This is a genomic window from Tessaracoccus terricola, assembly GCF_054776555.1.
The window spans coordinates 969,936-986,944 of record NZ_BAAHBS010000005.1 but is presented as its reverse complement, the minus strand read 5'-3'; the positions used below and the strand labels follow the sequence as shown (position 1 = coordinate 986,944).

The 17,009-nt window shown below is 69.5% G+C and carries 19 protein-coding genes; 2 read left to right on the top strand and 17 right to left on the bottom strand.

Going from position 1 to position 17,009, the window contains the following annotated elements:
* Positions 1-6: 6 nt before the first annotated feature.
* From ACYU7G_RS14525 to hrcA, 9 genes are all read right to left on the bottom strand, one after another.
* Positions 7-942, bottom strand: a complete 936-nt coding sequence (locus ACYU7G_RS14525; protein ID WP_461109042.1) for an AEC family transporter — start codon at positions 940-942, stop codon at positions 7-9.
* Between the two features lie 44 nt (positions 943-986).
* Positions 987-1,838, bottom strand: coding sequence for a DUF2510 domain-containing protein (locus ACYU7G_RS14520; RefSeq protein ID WP_461109040.1), 852 nt, complete (start codon positions 1,836-1,838; stop codon positions 987-989).
* A 32-nt stretch (positions 1,839-1,870) separates the two neighbouring features.
* Positions 1,871-2,719, bottom strand: coding sequence for a DUF2510 domain-containing protein (locus tag ACYU7G_RS14515; RefSeq protein WP_461109038.1), 849 nt, complete (start codon positions 2,717-2,719; stop codon positions 1,871-1,873).
* Positions 2,720-2,750: 31 nt separating this feature from the next.
* A complete protein-coding gene (locus ACYU7G_RS14510) occupies positions 2,751-4,421 on the bottom strand; it encodes a SulP family inorganic anion transporter (protein WP_461109036.1) in 1,671 nt (556 codons plus the stop codon).
* The gene (locus tag ACYU7G_RS14505) at positions 4,422-5,201 is read right to left on the bottom strand and encodes an NAD-dependent epimerase/dehydratase family protein (RefSeq protein ID WP_461109034.1); all 780 of its coding nucleotides are present in this window, start codon (positions 5,199-5,201) and stop codon (positions 4,422-4,424) included. It lies immediately after the preceding gene.
* Between the two features lie 171 nt (positions 5,202-5,372).
* A complete protein-coding gene (gene tgt / locus ACYU7G_RS14500) occupies positions 5,373-6,599 on the bottom strand; it encodes a tRNA guanosine(34) transglycosylase Tgt (RefSeq protein WP_461109032.1) in 1,227 nt (408 codons plus the stop codon).
* Positions 6,596-7,330: a 16S rRNA (uracil(1498)-N(3))-methyltransferase gene (locus tag ACYU7G_RS14495; protein WP_461109030.1), complete on the bottom strand. Its 735-nt coding sequence runs from the start codon at positions 7,328-7,330 to the stop codon at positions 6,596-6,598. The genes tgt and ACYU7G_RS14495 overlap by 4 nt, the downstream gene beginning before the upstream one ends.
* Complete coding sequence (dnaJ, locus tag ACYU7G_RS14490; RefSeq protein ID WP_461109028.1) at positions 7,327-8,490, bottom strand: molecular chaperone DnaJ; 1,164 nt, start codon at positions 8,488-8,490, stop codon at positions 7,327-7,329. Before dnaJ ends, ACYU7G_RS14495 begins: the two co-directional genes overlap by 4 nt.
* A 10-nt stretch (positions 8,491-8,500) precedes the next feature.
* Positions 8,501-9,514, bottom strand: a complete 1,014-nt coding sequence (gene hrcA / locus ACYU7G_RS14485; RefSeq protein ID WP_461109610.1) for a heat-inducible transcriptional repressor HrcA — start codon at positions 9,512-9,514, stop codon at positions 8,501-8,503.
* A gap of 101 nt (positions 9,515-9,615) precedes the next feature.
* Here hrcA and ACYU7G_RS14480 point away from each other — a divergent pair, with 101 nt between their 5' ends.
* Positions 9,616-10,455: an MBL fold metallo-hydrolase gene (locus tag ACYU7G_RS14480; RefSeq protein ID WP_461109026.1), complete on the top strand. Its 840-nt coding sequence runs from the start codon at positions 9,616-9,618 to the stop codon at positions 10,453-10,455.
* Between the two features lies 1 nt (position 10,456).
* Here ACYU7G_RS14480 and ACYU7G_RS14475 read toward each other — a convergent pair whose 3' ends face one another.
* The 3 genes from ACYU7G_RS14475 to ACYU7G_RS14465 are packed head-to-tail and all read right to left on the bottom strand — an operon-like array spanning position 10,457 to position 12,712.
* Complete coding sequence (locus ACYU7G_RS14475; RefSeq protein ID WP_461109024.1) at positions 10,457-11,230, bottom strand: inositol monophosphatase family protein; 774 nt, start codon at positions 11,228-11,230, stop codon at positions 10,457-10,459.
* Between the two features lie 43 nt (positions 11,231-11,273).
* Entirely contained in the window at positions 11,274-11,828 is a 555-nt protein-coding gene (locus ACYU7G_RS14470; RefSeq protein ID WP_461109022.1) for a DinB family protein, read from the bottom strand.
* A gap of 41 nt (positions 11,829-11,869) precedes the next feature.
* Positions 11,870-12,712 (bottom strand): DUF3097 domain-containing protein, encoded by an 843-nt coding sequence (locus tag ACYU7G_RS14465; protein WP_461109020.1) that lies wholly within the window; start codon positions 12,710-12,712, stop codon positions 11,870-11,872.
* An 89-nt stretch (positions 12,713-12,801) separates the two neighbouring features.
* Here ACYU7G_RS14465 and pdxH point away from each other — a divergent pair, with 89 nt between their 5' ends.
* Complete coding sequence (gene pdxH, locus ACYU7G_RS14460) at positions 12,802-13,467, top strand: pyridoxamine 5'-phosphate oxidase (protein WP_461109018.1); 666 nt, start codon at positions 12,802-12,804, stop codon at positions 13,465-13,467.
* 104 nt (positions 13,468-13,571) lie between these two features.
* Here the strand turns inward: pdxH and ACYU7G_RS14455 are convergent, their stop codons facing one another.
* The 5 genes from ACYU7G_RS14455 to ACYU7G_RS14435 all read right to left on the bottom strand — a co-directional run bounded on the left by ACYU7G_RS14455 (position 13,572) and on the right by ACYU7G_RS14435 (position 16,880).
* Entirely contained in the window at positions 13,572-14,390 is an 819-nt protein-coding gene (locus tag ACYU7G_RS14455) for a hypothetical protein (RefSeq protein ID WP_461109016.1), read from the bottom strand.
* Complete coding sequence (locus ACYU7G_RS14450) at positions 14,375-15,085, bottom strand: ABC transporter ATP-binding protein (RefSeq protein WP_461109014.1); 711 nt, start codon at positions 15,083-15,085, stop codon at positions 14,375-14,377. The genes ACYU7G_RS14455 and ACYU7G_RS14450 overlap by 16 nt, the downstream gene beginning before the upstream one ends.
* A gap of 4 nt (positions 15,086-15,089) precedes the next feature.
* A complete protein-coding gene (locus tag ACYU7G_RS14445; RefSeq protein WP_461109012.1) occupies positions 15,090-15,485 on the bottom strand; it encodes a GntR family transcriptional regulator in 396 nt (131 codons plus the stop codon).
* Between the two features lie 137 nt (positions 15,486-15,622).
* Positions 15,623-16,354, bottom strand: coding sequence for a Type 1 glutamine amidotransferase-like domain-containing protein (locus ACYU7G_RS14440; RefSeq protein WP_461109010.1), 732 nt, complete (start codon positions 16,352-16,354; stop codon positions 15,623-15,625).
* 142 nt (positions 16,355-16,496) lie between these two features.
* Positions 16,497-16,880, bottom strand: a complete 384-nt coding sequence (locus ACYU7G_RS14435; protein ID WP_461109008.1) for a hypothetical protein — start codon at positions 16,878-16,880, stop codon at positions 16,497-16,499.
* Positions 16,881-17,009 lie beyond the last annotated feature (129 nt).

Below are 17,009 nucleotides of genomic sequence, written 5' to 3'. Positions count from 1 at the left end.
GCCGGGTCAGCCCGGGCCGAGCAGGGCGGCGATCGCCAGCAGGGAGCCCACCGACAGGATCGTGGACCAGAACACCGAGTCCCGGGCCAGCAACTCGCTCTCGTTGTAGCGGGTGGCAACCACGTGCACGTTCTGCGCCGCCGGCAACGCACCGAGCACCACGACGGCGTAGAGCTCCGGACCGCTCAGCCCGAACATCCGCCCCACCAACCACGCCAGGAGCGGGTGCGCCACCACCTTCAGCGCCACCGTCAGCCAGGAGTGGCCGCTGTGCGGGCCCCCACCGGGAAGCGGGTCCAGCCTCAGTGACACCCCGAAGGCCATCAGCATCAGCGGGACGGCGATGCCGCCAACCATCTCGATGGGCCCCCAGACCGGGTCCGGGATCCGCAACTCCAACAGGTTGACCAGCAGCCCGGCGAGGATGGCGATGGTGATGGGGTTGCGCAGCGGCAGCGTCAGGTAACGAACCAGACCGAGCCGGGCCCCCGTCGCCCGGGCACCCGCGACGTCCAGCAGCGCCAACCAGATGGGCATGATCACCGCCACCTGCATCAGCAGGATGGGCGCCATCCAAGTGGCGTCGCCCAGCAGCGCGATCGCGACGGGCAGGCCGAAGTTGGCCGCGTTGGTGTAGGAACTGGCGACGAACCCCGTGACCGCCTCGCCCAGCTTCGGCTTCACCAGCAGCCGCGCCAGCACCAGGTACAGGGCACCCGTGGCAGCCACTGCGATGGCGGAGACGACGACGGTCATGGAGAACACGTGGTCCAGCGACGCGCGCGCCACCAGCACGAACAGCAGGGCCGGGGAGCCGACGTTGAACGCCAACAGCGCCATCAGCTTGCGCCCCTTGTGGTCGGCCAGTCGCAGGTGCGCGACGAGCCAGCCGACGCCGATCACCACCCAGATGGTGGAGATTCCTGCGAATGCGTCGGTCACGTCTGGAGCCTACTGCGCGAACACCGGCGGCGGTGCGGGGCGGCTCACCCCTCGTACCGCAGCGCCGCCAACACCTCCTCCACGTCGGCCACGCGCGGCGCCTCCTCGGAGTTCACGACGCCATGGAACGTGGGGAGCCGGTCGCCGTCGTCGAGGACGACCACGTCCACCCGGTCGACCAGTCCCGAGCTCGAATGGATCCGCCCCTGCACGTACCAGCCCTGCAGGCCGTCCACCTCGATGGGCTCGTCCAGCAGCACCTCGACCTGCTCCACCGACGTGTAGTACGCCTCGGAGGCCTGGCAGTCGAAGACGGTGTGGGCCGAGGCCTTCGGATCGGTGAACCCCTCGGTCTCGTGCAGTTCGGCAACGATGACCACGTTGTACCAGGCGTCGCCGCTGCTGCGCAGGCCGTCGGCGTCGTGCGCCCACGGGATGTTGACCGACATCGACGTGGTGTCCCAGCCGTCGCCCGGATGCGGGAACGCGAGCCCACCACCCCGGATCCAACCGGCATCGGAGACCGAGGTACGGACCTCGGGCTCCCCGCGCGGGCACAGCACCTCCTCGCCCGACGACGGCGAATCGCTCGGGGTGGGCGTCGGGGACTCCGTGACGGGCAGTTCGTCCCACTGGCTCTCGGTGGGGCGCGGGCCCGTGGGGTCCGGGTCAGGCTCAGCCACGTCGTCGCCGCCCAGCAGCCGGGGCACCAGGAGCACCAGCGCCAGCACGACGACCAACGCCACCACGAGCAGCACCCACCAGCAGTTGCCACGTCCTGGACGGCCACCTCCTCCGGCTGCGCCGCCCTGAGCGGCGGCCCAAGCGTGGCCGTCCCAGTAGCGCACGCGGCCGGGATCCTGCGGGTCCGGGTACCAACCGGGCTGAGCTGACATGAGGTGCAGATTATCCCGCGGGCGGTGCAGGACTAGCGGTCGAGTCGCATCCCCGCGAGCATCTCGTCCACCTGCGCCACCCGGTCCGCCTCGTCGTGCTTCACGGTGGCCTGCACGGTTGCGAAGTTGCCCTGGCCGTCGTCGAAGACGAACACGTCGACCCTGTCCGTGAGGGTGTCGGTGCTGACGAGTCCCTGGACGTGCCAGCCCTGCGCGCCGTCGAGTTCGACGGCCTCGTCGACGAGAACCTCGAGTCCGGGCGCGTCACCGGCGTAGTACATGGGAGATGCCTGGCAGTCGAGGGACACGCGAGCCGCTTGCCTCGGATCGGTGAACCCGTCCTCGGCCCGCAGTTGGCCGACCATGATGGGGTTGTACCAGAAGGTCCCGTTGCTCTGGATGCCATCGACGTCGTGTCCCCAGGTCAGATTCCTCGTGGACGCGCGTTCCCAGCCCGGCGCACCTGGCATGGGGAGGGCGATCCCGCCGCCCCGGAGCCACTGGGAGTCCGACACGGAGGTCCGCGCGTCGGGCTGCCCGGCCGGGCACTCCACCTCCTCGCCGGTGGAGGGTGACTCGTCCGGCGTGGGGGTAGGTGACTCGGTCACCGGCAGCTCGTCCCACTGGCTCTCCGTGGGGCGGGGGCCGGTGGGTTCGGGGTCCGGCCGGGCACCGCCACCGCCGTCGAGCAGGCGCGGAACGATCAGGGCGGCTGCCAGCGCCACGGCCACGACGGCGGCCACGAGCACCCACCAGCGGCCCCGTCCGGTGCCGCCCCCGCCTGCGGGCGGGTCCGCCGGCGCACCCCAGGACGCACCGTCCCAGTACCTGGCACGGCTCGGGTCCTGGGGATCCGGGTACCATCCCGGCGCAGCTGACATGCGCGCCAGCGTAGTGCCCGAGCGGTTCTGTTCACTCCTGCCCGGCGGCGCGGGCGCGGGCCTCGGCGTTGCGGCAGACGTGGCTGCGGGCGTGCTCGATGGCCGGTTCCAACTCGTCGAACTGGTGCTTGTGGTGGCGCAGCGCCTTGACCACGCCCACCCGCTCCACCAGTTGGGTGTGCACGGAGCGGACACCCTTTATGAGGACGGTGACGCCTCGGCTCTCGAGGTCGTCGATGGTCTCCACCAGCGTGTGGGCGCCGGTGGCGTCCAGCAGGTCGAGGTGACTCATCCGCAGGATCACCACCTCCACCCCCTTGACGGCCGAGATCTCGGTCATGATGCGTTCGGAGGCGCCGAAGAACATCGAGCCCTCCAGCCGGAACAGGGCGATGCGGGAGTCGCCGTCGAGCCGCTTGCCCGGGAGTTGCTCGCGCGTCGCACCGGACATCTTCGCAACCGCCCGCAGGGCGAAGAAGGCGGCGGCGATCACGCCGATCTGGATGGCCTCGATCAGGTCGAAGGCCACCGTCACGAAGGCGGTGATGGTGAACAGCGCGGCACTGGAGCGAGAGGAGCGCAGCACCACCTTGGCAGTCGAGGTGAACACCATCCGGGCTGCGGTGACCATCAGGACGCCGGCGAGCGCGGCGATCGGGATGCGCGAGACCAGGCCGGAACCGACGTAGACCACCAACAGCAGGACCAGCGAGTGGACGACGACGGAAACCCGGGTGCGTCCGCCGCTGCGCACGTTCACCGCGGTCCGGGCGATGGCCCCGGTGGCGGGCATCCCCCCGAACAGGCCGGCCGCCACGGAAGCCAGGCCCTGCCCCACCAGCTCGCGGTCCGGGTGGTACGGCCCGGTGGTGGTGCCCTCGGGGCCACGCAGCCCGGAAGCCACGCGGGCCGAGAGCAGCGACTCGATGGCGGCCAGCAGGGCGACGGCGACGGCCGGGCCGACGAGTTGGGTGACCAGGTCCACGGACACCTCGGGCATCGACGGCGGCGCCAGCGACTGCGGCAGTGCCCCGATGCGGGGAACGTCGAGGCCGAGGGCCTCCACCACCACAGTCGCCAGGATCACGCCGACTAGGCTTGCGGGGAGGGCCTTGTGGATCCGCGGCACCAGCAGTTGCACGGCCACGACGAGCAGGATCAGGACGAGCGCGAGCCCCAGCCCCGTGAGTTCGGCCCCGGACACCGACAGCCAGGCGGCCACCACGGCGTTGAGGCCCTCGACCCCCTCGGCGGCGAGTGCCAACGGCACCTGTTGCAGGAAGATGATGACGCCGATGCCGAGGGTGAACCCCTCCACCACCGGCCACGGGATGAAGGCCACGGCCCGGCCGAGCTTGGTGATCCCGAGGGCGAACACGATGATGCCCGCCATCAGACTGAGCAGCGCCACGCTCCCGACCCCGTGCGTGGCGACGATAGGGGCGAGCACCACCACCATCGCGCCCGTTGGTCCGGAGACCTGGACGTGGCTGCCGCCGAAGACCGCGGCGACGATGCCGGCCACGACGGCCGTGACCAGCCCCGCGGCGGCACCCACCCCCGAGGAGACGCCGAAGGCGAGCGCCAGCGGGAGCGCGACGATGCCGACGGTCACGCCGGCGAAGACGTCCACGCGCCAGGAGCGCGGCAGTTCTGCGTAGTCATTGGCACCGGGCAGCAGCTCCCGGACCGAGCGCAGCACTCAGGATCCCTCGGGCCAGGTGTTGCGGACCTCGGCACCGCCCTCGACCACGTCCTCCTCCGCTCCGGGCAGGTCCGTCCAGGAGTCCTTGGGCCGGTAGCCGAGTTCGAGGAGCGTGTTGGTCAGGTCCCAGCGGCGGTTCGGGTTGTCGGAGATCGCGTAGAACAAGCCGAAGCGGATCTCGGCCTCGATGGCCCGGCGCACCACCTGCTCCATGTCGTCGACGCTGAGCCACATGGCGCGCAGCACGTCCTCGTCGGCAGCTAGTGGGTCTTCGGTAACCCAGCCGATGCGCAGCGCGATGAAGTCCAGCCCGTACTCGTCGTGGTAGTACCGCCCGAGTAGTTCTCCGAAGCCCTTCGAGACCCCGTAGAAAGAGTCACCGCGGGGCAGGTGGTGGGGGTAGACGGGCCACTGCTCGTGCCTGTCGTACATCCCCATCGCGTGGTTGGACGAGGCGTAGACGATCCGACGCACCCCGGCCAGCCGTGCCGCCTCGAGGACGTTGCGCATGCCGACGATGTTGGCCGCCAGCACCGTGTCCCACTCCGACTCGGGCGACGCGGCCCCCGCCAGGTGGACCACCGTGTCCACGCCCTCCATGAGAGGCGGCCAGTCGTCGTAGTCGGTCAGGTCCGCGATCCGCAGCTCCCGCTCCTGCCGCTCGTTGTTGGGTTCGCGGCCCTGCTGCACCAAGTCGTAGTCGTCCCTGAGCCGCACTGCCAGTTCGGAGCCGATGTTGCCCGTCGCCCCAGTGATCAGTACCCGACGCTTGTCCATGTGGCTGCCCTCCTAGAGTCGCTTCCAGACTAGGACAGGTACCGACTCCGTGGGGGTCGGGGTGCGGAAGGCACTCGGGGCGGTGGTGACAGGGCCACTCGACACGCCGGTCCCCCTGCACTCCAGTGCATCGAAACCGATTTCTCGCGAGCGCTGGTCACCAGCGGCCGATCAGCCCACCGTGCGGGAGGCGTAGAACCGGCCCAGGAACTCGGTCCTGAACGCCTCGAAGTCCCCCGCGCGCATGGCCGCGCGGATGTCGTCGACGAGCCTGACCGTGAAGCGCTCGTTGTGGATGGTGGCCAGCGTGGAGGCCAGGATCTCCTTGGCCTTGAACAGGTGGTGCAGGTAGGCGCGGGTGTAGTGGGCGCAGGTGTAGCAGTCGCAGCCCTCCTCCAACGGCGCGAAGGCCCTGCGGGAGCGCGCGGTGTTGACGTTGTAGCGGCCGTCGGCGGTGTAGATGGCGGCATTGCGTGCCACCCGGGAGGGGTTGACGCAGTCGAAGGTGTCCGCGCCGGCGGCGACGGCCGCGAACAGGTCGTCGGGCTCCGAGATCCCCAGCAGGTGCCGCGGCTTGTCCTCGGGCAGTTCGTCTGCCATCCACCCGATGATGGTGCCCAGGTTCTGCTTCTCCAGCGCACCGCCCAGGCCGTAGCCGTCGAAGGCCTGACCGTCCACCTCCAGCTCGGCCAGTCCACGGGCTGCGCGGCGGCGCAGGTCCTCGTACTGGGCCCCCTGCACCACCCCGAACAGCGCCTGGTACGGCTTGTCCGCCCGCTCGCGGGTCAGGCGGGCGTGCTCGCGCAGGCAGCGGATGGCCCAGGCATGGGTGCGCTCCACGGAGAGTTCCTGGTAGGCGCGGGTGTTCATGAGGGTGGTCAGCTCGTCGAAGGCGAACATGACGTCGGCGCCCAGCTGGTGCTGGATGCCCATGGACACCTCGGGGGTGAAGCGGTGCTTGTCGCCGTTGAGGTGGGAGTGGAAGGTGACCCCGTCGTCGTCGACATGGGCCAACCGAGACTTGCCCTCGGCCACCACGTCGTCGTTCGCCAGCCCGGCGGTGTCCATGGCGAGCACCTTCTTGAAGCCGGAGCCCAGGCTCATCACCTGGAAGCCGCCGGAGTCCGTGAAGGTGGGGCCGTGCCAGTTCATGAAAGCGCCGAAGCCGCCGGCCTCGTCGACGATGTCCGGGCCGGGCTGCAGGTAGAGGTGGTAGGCGTTGGCGAGGACCGCCTGCGCGCCCAGTTCCGTGAGTTGCTCGGGCAGCATTCCCTTCACCGTGGCCTTGGTGCCGACGACGATGAAGGCCGGCGTCTCGATCTTGCCGTGGGGCGTGGTGATGGTGCCGGTCCTGCCGTGCCCGTCGAGACGGCTGTTGATCTCGAACCCGAAGCTCATCGTGCCACCCTGGCCAGCGCCTCGACCTGCCCGACGGCGACGGCACCCGCGGTGGAGGTGCGCAGCACACCGTCGGAGATGAGCACCAGTTGCGCACCGGCGTTGCGGAAGGTCTGGAGTTCCTCGGGCGAGATGCCGCCCTCGGGCCCGACGATGATCGCGACCCGGCCACGATCCGGGAGGGCGACGTCGGAGATGTGTCCCGTGGCTTCCTCGTGCAGGACCAGCGCGAGGTCCACCTCTGACACCAGTGCGGCGACGTCCTTGGTGGTGGCCGCCGTGACCTGCGGCAGGAAGCTGCGGCGCGACTGCTTCATGGCCTCGCGTGCGGTGGACTGCCACTTGGCCAGCGACTTCGCCGCGCGCTCCCCCTGCCAACGCACGATCGATCGCGACGCCTGCCAGGCGAGGATCCGCGTGACACCCACCTCGGTGAGCATCTCGACGGCCAGCTCGGAGCGGTCACCCTTGGCGAGCGCCTGCACCGCCACCACCTCGAGCTCCGGCGCAGGGGTGTCCTCGAGGCTCTCCACCCGGACCACGAGTTCCTGCTTGCCCGCCTCCACCACCTCACCGGTGGCGGTGCGGCCGGCGCCGTCGGAGAGCAGGACCCGCTCCCCCACCCGGATGCGTTTGACCGCCACGGCGTGGCGCGCCTCGTCCCCCGTCACCGTGGCCGTGCCACCGACGACGACGCCGGCCAGTTCGGCCAGGAACAGGGGAAGGCTCACTTGAAGGCCTCGCGCAGCCACCCCAGGACGCCCTTGCCGCCGCTGTGGGCCTCCACCTCGTCGAGGCGTTCGTGGCGGACGTCGGCGAACTCGCGCAGCAGTTCGCGCTGGCGCTCGTCGAGCTTCGTGGGGGTCTGGACCAGGAAGGTGATGCCGAGGTCGCCGCGGCCACCGCCGCGCAGCTTCGGGACGCCGCGGCCCTTGATGGCGATCCGCGTGCCGGACTGGGTCCCGGCGGGGACCTCGACGGCCACCTTGCGGTCGGCCTCGTCGGAGTTCTCCCACTCCGCCTCGAGGGTGGTGACGTCGACGGTGGTGCCGAGCGCCGCGGCTGTCATCGGCAGCTTCACGACCATCTCGAGGTTGTCGCCGTCGCGGCGGAAGGTCTCGTGCTCGGCCACCTGCACCTCGACGTAGAGGTCACCCGCGGGGCCGCCACCGGGCCCCACCTCGCCCTGGCTCTCCAGGTGGATGCGGATGCCGGTGGAGACGCCGGCGGGGATGCGCACGGAGATGTTGCGGGCGGAGCGGACGCGGCCCTCGCCGGAGCACTCGCCGCAGGGGCGCGGGATGGTGGTGCCGTAGCCGCGGCAGGTTGGGCACGGCTGCGCGGTGCGGATGTCGCCGATGAAGCTGCGCTGGATCTGCGAGACCTCGCCGGCGCCGTCGCAGGTGACACAGGTCACGGGCTCGGAGCCGGGCTCGCCGCCACGGCCCTGGCACTTGGGGCAGACGACGGCGGTGTCCACCTTGATGGACTTGGTGACGCCGAACACGGCCTCGTGCAGTTGCAGCCTGACGCGGATGAGCGCGTCCTGGCCGTGCCGGACCCTGGAGCGCGGGCCGCGGGTGCCCTGGGCGCCGAACATGGCGTCGACGAGGTTGGAGAAGTCGAACCCGCCGGCGAAGCCGCCGCCGAACCCGGAGAAGCCGGCGCCCTGGTTGGACATCGGGTCCCCGCCGCGGTCGAACACGGCCCGCTTGTTCGGGTCGCTGAGCACCTCGTAGGCCTCGTTGAGTTCCTTGAACTTGTCAGCGGCGTCGTCGCCCTGGGCGACGTCGGGATGGACCTTCATCGCCTGCCGGCGGTAGGCCTTCTTGATCTGCTCGGCCGTCGCTTCCTGCTCGACGCCGAGGATGCCGTAGTAGTCCTTGCTCATTCGGGTGGGTTCAGCCTTCCGTCAGGAATCGGCTCACGTACCGCGCGACGGCGCGGACGGATGCGATGGTTGATGGGTAGTCCATGCGGGTGGGACCGACGATACCGAGGCTCGCCGCGAGGTCCCCCTCTGATCCGTAGCCGGATGCCACCAGCGAGGTGGACTCGAAGCCGGCTGCCCGGTTCTCCTGGCCGATGCGGATGGTGACGTCGTCACCGGCGGCCTCGTCGAGCAGCCGCAGCAGCACCACCTGCTCCTCGAGGGCCTCCAGCAGCGGGCGGAAATTGCTGTGGAACCCGGAGTCGAAGGACGCCAGGTTGGGCACCCCTGCCACGACGACGTGTGCCGCGTGGTCCGGTCCCAGGAGTTCGAGGAGGGTGGCCACGACGGGTGCGGCCAGCGCACGGTCCACGGGCGGGAACTCGTCGAGCACCTTGCCGAGGGCCTGCGCTGCGTCCGGTGCGGTGCGCCCCACCACGGCCTCGAGCAGCTTGGCGCGGATGGGGGCGAGGATGCGCTCGTCGGGGACGGGGAACTCGACGACGGTCTGGTCCACCTTCCCGGTCGAGTTCACCACCAGCACGAGCAGCCGGTCCGTGGTCAACGGGACGAGTTCGAAGTGCCGCACCACGGCGCGCTGTGCCACCGGGTACTGCACGATTGCCACCTGCCGGGTCAGCTGCGCGAGCAGCCGCACGGTGCGGGTGACCAGGTCGTCGGTGTCGAGGGCGCCCGACAGGAACGTCGAGATGGCCCGCCGCTCGGCCGCCGAGAGCGGCTTCACGCTGGCGAGCTTGTCGACGAACAGGCGGTAGCCCTTGTCCGTCGGGATGCGCCCCGCGCTGGTGTGGGGCTGGGTGATGTAGCCCTCCTCCTCCAGCACGGCCATGTCGTTGCGGACGGTGGCCGACGAGACGTCCAGCCGGTGGCGGTCCACCAGTGCCTTCGACCCGACCGGCTCGCGGCGGTCCACGTAGTCGGTGATGATGGCACGCAACACCGACAGCTTGCGGTCGTCGAGCATGTTCACCTCCGGGATCGATTCTGGCACTCACGGCATGCGAGTGCCAGTGTAGTTGTGGTTGCGCAGGAGGGGCGAATCACGGAGGGCATAAGCTGGCGGGCATGCCTGACAGCGACACCATCACCTGGCGTGAACTCACCCCCAACGTCCTGCTCACCACCCTGGAGCCGGCCTCCGTGAACATCGGGCTGGTGGTGGGTGAGGAGCGGGCCCTGCTGGTGGACTCCGGTTCCTCCGCCGAGCAGGGAGCAGCACTCCTGGCAGCCGCTAATGCCCGCGCCGGTGTGCCCGTGACCAATGTGGTGGTCACCCACAACCACTGGGACCACTGGTTCGGGATCACCGGGATGCCGGACCTGGTGAGCATCGCGCACGAGAACCTGACCGACACCGAGCCCTCCGCCGAGACGGCGGCCAAGGCCTCGGAGCTCGGCCTGGCCGAGCTCCCCCGCCCCAGTGACACGTTCTCCATCGCGAAGGCCGTCGACCTCGGGGGACGGCGTGTCGAGGTGGTCCACTTCGGCGGCGGCCACACCGGCGCCGACGCGTTCGTGCTGGTCCCGGACGACGACATCACCTTCGTCGGGGACATGCTCGAGGAGGGACAGGACCCGCAGTTCGACGAGACCTCCAACATCAGCAACTGGCCCACCGCCCTCGACGGCGTGCTCGGCGCGTCCCGGGAGGGCACCCGCTTCGTGCCCGGCCACGGCGAGGTCGTCGAACGCAACTTCGGGTTCATCCAGCGCGCCGAGGTGGGGATGCTCTACGGGACCACCGAGGCGCTGATCCAGCAGGGTGTGAAACTCGAGGACGCGGCCACTGAGGCGGAGTGGCCCTTCAGCGCGGAGACCATGGCCGTCGCGCTGCCCCTGATCTACGCGGAGCTGGAGGCCAAGGGCATCAAGCCCCGCACCCAGCTGCCCATCATGGGGGTGTGACTCAGCGCTTCCAGTTCTGCTGGGCGGTCAGCCACACGAGGATGTCGTTGGCCACCAGCAGTCCCTTGCTGCGTGAGAGCACGGTGTAGGCCAGGCCGTCCATGGTCCGGCTGACGCCGCCGTTCTCCGTCAGCATCAGCGCACCCGCGAGGTGGTCCCACGGCATCAGGCTGGTGTAGTAGATGAAGTCGTACTCGCCGTGCAGGGCTGCCGGGTAGTCGAAGCAGCAGGCGAACTTCGTGTGGATGGTGGGGCTGAGCTTGCCGCCGCCGTCGTAGCCCTGGAGGGCGTCCTTGGAGGTGGCGCCCTGCGGCAGCCGCTCCGGCTTGTCGGGGACGATAACTTCGCCGTTCAGCCGCACGCCCGCACCGCGCTCGGCGACGTAGGCGCGGCCGGTCTGCGGCTGCCAGATCCAGCCGCGGGTGGTCACGCCACCCTTGGTCTCGGCGATGATGATCCCGTGCTCGTCCTTGCCGCGGACGAAGTTGGCGGTGCCGTCGATGGGGTCGATGATGAACGCGTGGTCGGCGTTGTTGAGCTTCTCGCGCAGGTCCGGTTCGGCGAAGATCGCCTCCTCCCCCACCACCACGGCGTCCGGGTTGGCGGCCCGGAGCCGCTCGGTGAGCATGACCTCCGCCTCCCTGTCGGCGACGGTGACGAAGTCACTGGCGTGGCTCTTGGTCTCGACGTCGCCGTCGGCCAGCGCGCGGAAGCGGGGGTTGATCACCTCCGCAGCGGTCTCCTGCATCAGTTCGAGGACGGCAGCGGTATCCATGTGGCAACCCTAGCGCCGCGCACCCGCGGCTGGCATCCAGCGCTCAGCCCATGGTTCTCTGGCCGTCGATGGTCTCCCGGATGATGTCGGCGTGGCCGGCGTGCTGGGCGGTCTCGCCGATCAGGTGGAGCAGCACCTCACGGTTCGACCACTGCGCTCCCGGCTCGAACCAGGGCGCCTCGGGCAGGTCGTGCTTGTGGTCCAGGTCCACGTCGGTGACCACGACGCGGGTGTGGGCCGCCTGCTCGTTGAGGCCCGCCACCAGGTCAGCGAGGGTCTCGCCCACGGCGAGGCTCCACTGCGCCTCCTGGGCGGCGAGCCACTCTGGCATCTCCTGGGTGCCGGCCGAGATTGCCTCCCAGTCCAGCGAGCCCCAGTCCTCGTCGGCCTTGGCGGCCGGTCCGTGCCGCATGAAGTCCACCCACCCGGCCTCGTTGGCGGTGACGTGCTTTACGAGGCCCGCGAGCCGGAGCGTGGACACGGTTGGGGTGGCGGAGGCCTGCTCGTCGGTGAGGCCCTCGACGGTCCTCAGCAGGAAGTTTCGGCGCAGGTCCAGCATGTCCAGGAGTTCGGTCTTCTCCTGTCCGAGGTCGGTCATCTGGGAAAGTCCTTCCGGTCGGGCTCCCAACGATGCCACCCTCAGGGGCCGACGTGGTCCTGTGTCACGAAGTCGATCAGCTTCTCCACCAAGGTGTTGAAGCGGGGCTCCAGGTCTCGCCAGGACTCCACTCGGGCCAGGATTGCCTGCCAGCCGCGTGCGATGTCCTTCTGGTCCGCGTGCGGGAGCCCGAGCGCCTTCAGCGTGCCCTTCTTGAAGTCGACGTCGCGCGGGATCTCCGGCCATTTCTTGAGGCCGACGCGGGCCGGCCGCACCGCGTTCCAGACGTCGATGTACTCGTGGCCCTCCACGAGCACCACGTCGCGGAACCCGGCCTTGTGGACCTGGGCGACGATCCGGGACTCCTTGCTACCGGGAACCAGGTGGTCCACCAGCACCCCGAGGCGTCGCCCCGGCTCGGGCCGGAACTGGGCCACGACGTCGGGCAGGTCATCGATGCCGCCGAGGAACTCGACGACGACACCGACGTGGCGCAGGTCGTCGCCCCAGACCTTCTCCACCAGTTCGGCGTCGTGGCGGCCCTCGACATAGATGCGGCTGGGCAGGGCCGTGCGGGCCGGCTCCGGCGTGGCCGAGGCGCGCGACCCGGAAGCGGTGTACTTCGGCTTGCTCGCGGCCTTGCGCAACGGGGGCCGCAGCGCCACGGGCTGGCCCTCCAGCAGGAAACCGGGACCGAACGGGAAGCTGCGCCGCTTGCCCTTGCGGTCCTCGAGGACGACGATGCCGTTCTCCCAACCGACGACGGCCCCCACGAAGTCGTCGAACTCGACGACGATGTCCTTCTCGACGGGGACGTCACGGGTCTGCTTGAGGTGCGCCTTCTGCCAGCCGGGGCGCAGCACGTCTTGGGAGTAGCGGTTCACCCGAGGAAGGCTAGGCCCTCCCCACCGGGAATCCACGGAACGCCACCCCGCCTCCCCGGAATCCGGGAGGTGGGGAGCAGACTGGAGCCATGAGCGTGCACGACCTCCGGAACCGACGGATTAACTACGACTCCACGACCCTCGACGACGGCCGCACCGCCGACCCGTTCGACCTCTTCGCCGACTGGATGGACGACGCCACCGACGCCCAGGACGCCGGCAAGCTGTTCGAGGCGGCGGCAATGACGTTGTCCACCGCGCACCCCACCCCGGACGGGACGTGGCAGCCGCGCACACGCGTGGTGCTGCTGAAGGGCTGGGACACGGCCGGGTTCATGTTCTTCACCAACTACGACTCCGCCAAGGGGCGGGACCTCGACGACAACGCCCGCGCCTGCCTGCACTTCCACTGGCCCGAACTCCACCGACAGGTGCGGATCGACGGCACCGTGCGCCGGACGTCGACGGCGGTCTCGGAGGAGTACTTCGCGATGCGCCCGCGCGGGTCGCAGGTGGCGGCGTGGGCGTCGCGGCAGAGCGCGCGGATCGCCTCGCGCGGGGAACTAGAGGCCAAGGTGACCGAGGCAGAGCGGCGCTTCGAGGGCCAGGACGTGCCATGCCCGCCCAACTGGGGCGGGCTGGTGGTGGTGCCGGAGGAGATCGAGTTCTGGCAGGGGCGGCCCTCCCGCCTCCACGACCGGGTGGTTTTCACCGCGGTCGAGGGAGGCTGGGAGACCGCCCGCCTGTGCCCGTGACCGCCCCACAGTTTCCGTGAGGAGCGAGCGGCAGCGAGCCTCGAAGGGCCTTCACGAGACCCTTCGAGCCGAAGCCACCAGCGGTCGACCCAAGGATTCCTGGGTCAGGCCAGCGAGACCTTGCTGTTCCAGGAGACCACGGTGCGCCACACCAGGAACACTGCGGCCACCAGGAAGCCCGGCAGGAATCCGATGGGCGCCGTCGCGGGGTTGATGTTGTTCAGCACCATGGCGAGGTAGTTCTCCGAGACCAGCGTCAGGGAGCCGCCCTCCACTCCCACACCGAGGGGGATCAGCATGAAGCCGACGAGCACGATCTGCAGGGCCATGTAGAGCGCGAACCACACCAGGACTGGTCCGCCGAGCCCGAGGGAGCCGAACCGCTTCTCGCTGCCCACCGATGCCGCGAAGTAGTACTGCAGCAGGTTGAACACGGCCAGCAACAGGAGCATCGGCACACCGACCACCCATCCCCACCACGGCATCACCGCGACCACCGCGGCCCACCACTGGCCGACCAGGCCGAACAGGTCCATCGGGGCGTAACCCAGGGTTTCAGCGTTGCCCATGAAGGTGATCCCACTGAGCACCAGCGCGACCAGCAGTGACGCGACCACGACGAGCGTCCCCCAGGCCAACTTGGCCCAGTAGATGGTGGCGCCCTTCACGGGCAGGGTCTGGGTGAAGTAGCCGATCCGCCGGTAGCCGGTCTGCCAGTAGTCCAGCCCGAGCGCCAGCTGCGTGGCCGGCAGCACCCCGACGGCGCCGACGAAGGAGACCACGAGCCCGAACTGGGCGATCACGGGCCAGCCGGTGGCGGCCAGCAGGGCGCCGACGACGGCCAGCAGCGTCGCGGCGCCGAACAGGACGCCGAGCATTCCGCCGGTGCGGATGGCCTCGTGCTTGATCAGTTTGCCGACCATGAGTAGACCTCCTTGAAGAGTTGGTCGATTGACTTGTTGTGCTCCGCGCGCAGGTCGTCCACCTGACCGCCCAGAAGCACCTTGCCGTGGCGCATCATGACGACGCCGTCGAGGATGGCCTCGAGGTCGTGGACGAGGTGGGTGGAGATCAGCAGGAGCGAGTCCTCGGAGAGGTTGCGCAGGATGCCCTGGACGATGACGTCGCGAGCGGCCGGGTCGACGCCGGAGATGGGCTCGTCCAGTAGGTAGACGCGTGCCCGGCGTGACATGGCGAGGGCGATCTGGACCTTCTCCCGCATGCCCTTGGACATCTGCCTGAGCCGCATGGACTGCTCGAGACCGAAGAACTTGATGAGGTCCTGCGCACCCGCGCGGTCGAAGTCGGTGAAGAAGTCCTCGTACAGGTCCAGGCAGTAGGAGACCTTGGCCCTGTCCGGCAGGAAGCTCACGTCGGGCAGGAAGCTGACCCGGGCCTTCGACTCCGGTCCGAGCGGCGCACCTGCGATCTCGACCGCCCCCTCGTGGTCCTGCAGCACCCCCGCGAGGACCTTGAGCAGGGTGGTCTTGCCGCAGCCGTTCTCCCCGAGCAGGCCGACCACCTGGCCGTAGGGCAGGTTCAGGTCCAGGGCGTCCAGGGCCCGGAGACTGCCGTAGGTCTTGGTCAGACCCCGGACCTCGATCGCGTTACCGGTCATGGCTTCAGCCCTCCCTTCCGGTGCCGTCAAATTCATGGTCGATGTCATCGCTCCACCTCTGTTCCAGTAGTGCGCGGGCATCGTCGAGGGTCATCCCGAACCCTCGCCCGCGCTGTACGAAGTCGTCCGCGGCCGCCGTGGCGAGCCGCCGTCGGAGCCCGCTGATGCGGTCCCCGTCATCAGTCACGAACCGTCCCGTCGTGCGCTCGGAGCGCACGAGGCTGTCCCGCTCGAGTTCACCGAACGCGCGCTGCACCGTGTTCGGGTTGACCCCGAGGTCTGCCGCGAGTTCCCGCACTCCTGCGATCCGCTCTCCCGCCGGCCAGGAGCCGACGGCGATCCGTCGCGAGAACTCCGCGACCAGTTGGAGCCAGATCGGTTGGGTGCTGTCGAACTCCATGGGCCACCTCCTCGCGGGTTGTGTTGCTGTACTAAGTGCTTAATACAGTAGCACGCGGAGGGACCGTGGGGAAGGACCAAGTCAAGGAACGGGGGCGGCGCCCGCAGGGAGGTGTGCGGCCGGAGCGGAGGCAGGGCTCAGCCCAGCAGTCGGACTGCGATCTCGTGCTCGACCACTTGGTCACCGGTTCGCTCGACCCGGAACGCCGGGCGCCCCTCGGCCTCCCCGACCGCCTCCACGAGGGCGCCGTCGCGCCACACGAGGGCGACATGGTCGTCGGCGGCGTGCGTCGTCGGCATCTCACCGGTGGCCACCCAGCGGCGCAGGCTGGCGCGGCGGCCATCCTCGCCGAGCAGGTGGGGGCACGCTCCCCCGGGCAGGAAGCCCAGCCCGTCACGCAGCGGGGCGAGGGGCCCGTAGGAGTCCGTCGAGGAGGCTTCGAACCAGCAGGTCATTCCGGCACTGATCCCCGCGAGAACGGTCCCCTGCCCGCAGGCCCGGCGCAGGATCTCCGGCAGGCCGTGGTGGCGCCACACAGCGAGCAGGTTGGCGGTCGAGCCGCCACCGACGTAGACGAGGTCCTGCTCGAGCAGCATCGACGGGTCGGTGTAGCCCCACGGGTCCTGGCAGAAGAGCGACAGCACCGACGTCCGGGCCCGGCCCGCGAAGGCCCGCTCGAACCGCTCGCTGTAGTCGCGTGAGTCGCCACTGGCCGTCGGGACGAAGCAGACCTTCGGGCGGTCAGTCCCGGTGAGCTCGAGAAGATGATCGTCGATCAGCGAGCTGCCGTCGTCCGACATCGAGAAGCCGCCGCCTCCCAGGGTGACGACCGTGCCGCTTGCCGGGTTCGAACTGCTCGTGACTGCCATGGGCCACAAGGCTAGCGACCCCCCCGTGCGTCGGCCCTCCTCCGGCCATCTCGCTCACTGTGGAGACTCTGACGGTGAACCATCTGGATCTCCACGGTGAGCGCCAGGGATGCGGCGGCGGCAACCGAGCGCGAGACTCGGCTCAGGCTTCGGCCCTCAGGGCTTGGGCGACAACCTTCTCCAGACGGTTCGCGTCCTCGAAGCCGTCGCCACTCAGCTCGACCTCTGGCGTGCCGGCCCCCAACCCTTCCGTGGACAGCGTGGCCCGTCGAGATTCAACATCAAGATAGATCCAGAAGTCGATGCACATGGGCGGGGATTGCGGCCCGTATGACTCCACGATCCCGCTGTCCGGGTAACGCTCGAGAAACTTCTCTGGCGTTGTTTCCCAGAGCATGTCCTCCGCGGTCCCGCTCTGGGGCTGTCGTGGCAGAGACCTGGCGAAACCGGCACCGCCGGACTCGAATACCGTGTCGAGTCGCTCGCACACGATCTCCGACCATCGTTCATCGAAGCCCGTTCGCATTGGTTCAGCCCAACCTGTGACGTCGGCCGCGAGCCTTGCGAATGCAGTGGCGCACTTGGCCTCGCAGACGGAGCCAACTGCGCCACGCAATTGGTGTGGCGCACTTGGCTGGCGCGATTTGCTCCGTCT

Excerpts from the sequence above, each read along its gene's own strand:
- ACYU7G_RS14520 (WP_461109040.1), bottom strand. The coding sequence starts at position 1,838 with ATGTCAGCTCAGCCCGGTTGGTACCCGGACCCGCAGGATCCCGGCCGC.
- pdxH (WP_461109018.1), top strand. The coding sequence starts at position 12,802 with ATGAGCGTGCACGACCTCCGGAACCGACGGATTAACTACGACTCCACG.
- ACYU7G_RS14480 (WP_461109026.1), top strand. The coding sequence starts at position 9,616 with ATGCCTGACAGCGACACCATCACCTGGCGTGAACTCACCCCCAACGTC.
- ACYU7G_RS14505 (WP_461109034.1), bottom strand. The coding sequence starts at position 5,201 with ATGGACAAGCGTCGGGTACTGATCACTGGGGCGACGGGCAACATCGGC.
- ACYU7G_RS14515 (WP_461109038.1), bottom strand. The coding sequence starts at position 2,719 with ATGTCAGCTGCGCCGGGATGGTACCCGGATCCCCAGGACCCGAGCCGT.
- ACYU7G_RS14455 (WP_461109016.1), bottom strand. The coding sequence starts at position 14,390 with ATGGTCGGCAAACTGATCAAGCACGAGGCCATCCGCACCGGCGGAATG.
- tgt (WP_461109032.1), bottom strand. The coding sequence starts at position 6,599 with ATGAGCTTCGGGTTCGAGATCAACAGCCGTCTCGACGGGCACGGCAGG.
- dnaJ (WP_461109028.1), bottom strand. The coding sequence starts at position 8,490 with ATGAGCAAGGACTACTACGGCATCCTCGGCGTCGAGCAGGAAGCGACG.
- ACYU7G_RS14435 (WP_461109008.1), bottom strand. The coding sequence starts at position 16,880 with ATGCGAACGGGCTTCGATGAACGATGGTCGGAGATCGTGTGCGAGCGA.
- hrcA (WP_461109610.1), bottom strand. The coding sequence starts at position 9,514 with ATGCTCGACGACCGCAAGCTGTCGGTGTTGCGTGCCATCATCACCGAC.
- ACYU7G_RS14470 (WP_461109022.1), bottom strand. The coding sequence starts at position 11,828 with ATGACCGACCTCGGACAGGAGAAGACCGAACTCCTGGACATGCTGGAC.
- ACYU7G_RS14475 (WP_461109024.1), bottom strand. The coding sequence starts at position 11,230 with ATGGATACCGCTGCCGTCCTCGAACTGATGCAGGAGACCGCTGCGGAG.
- ACYU7G_RS14445 (WP_461109012.1), bottom strand. The coding sequence starts at position 15,485 with ATGGAGTTCGACAGCACCCAACCGATCTGGCTCCAACTGGTCGCGGAG.
- ACYU7G_RS14450 (WP_461109014.1), bottom strand. The coding sequence starts at position 15,085 with ATGACCGGTAACGCGATCGAGGTCCGGGGTCTGACCAAGACCTACGGC.
- ACYU7G_RS14440 (WP_461109010.1), bottom strand. The coding sequence starts at position 16,354 with ATGGCAGTCACGAGCAGTTCGAACCCGGCAAGCGGCACGGTCGTCACC.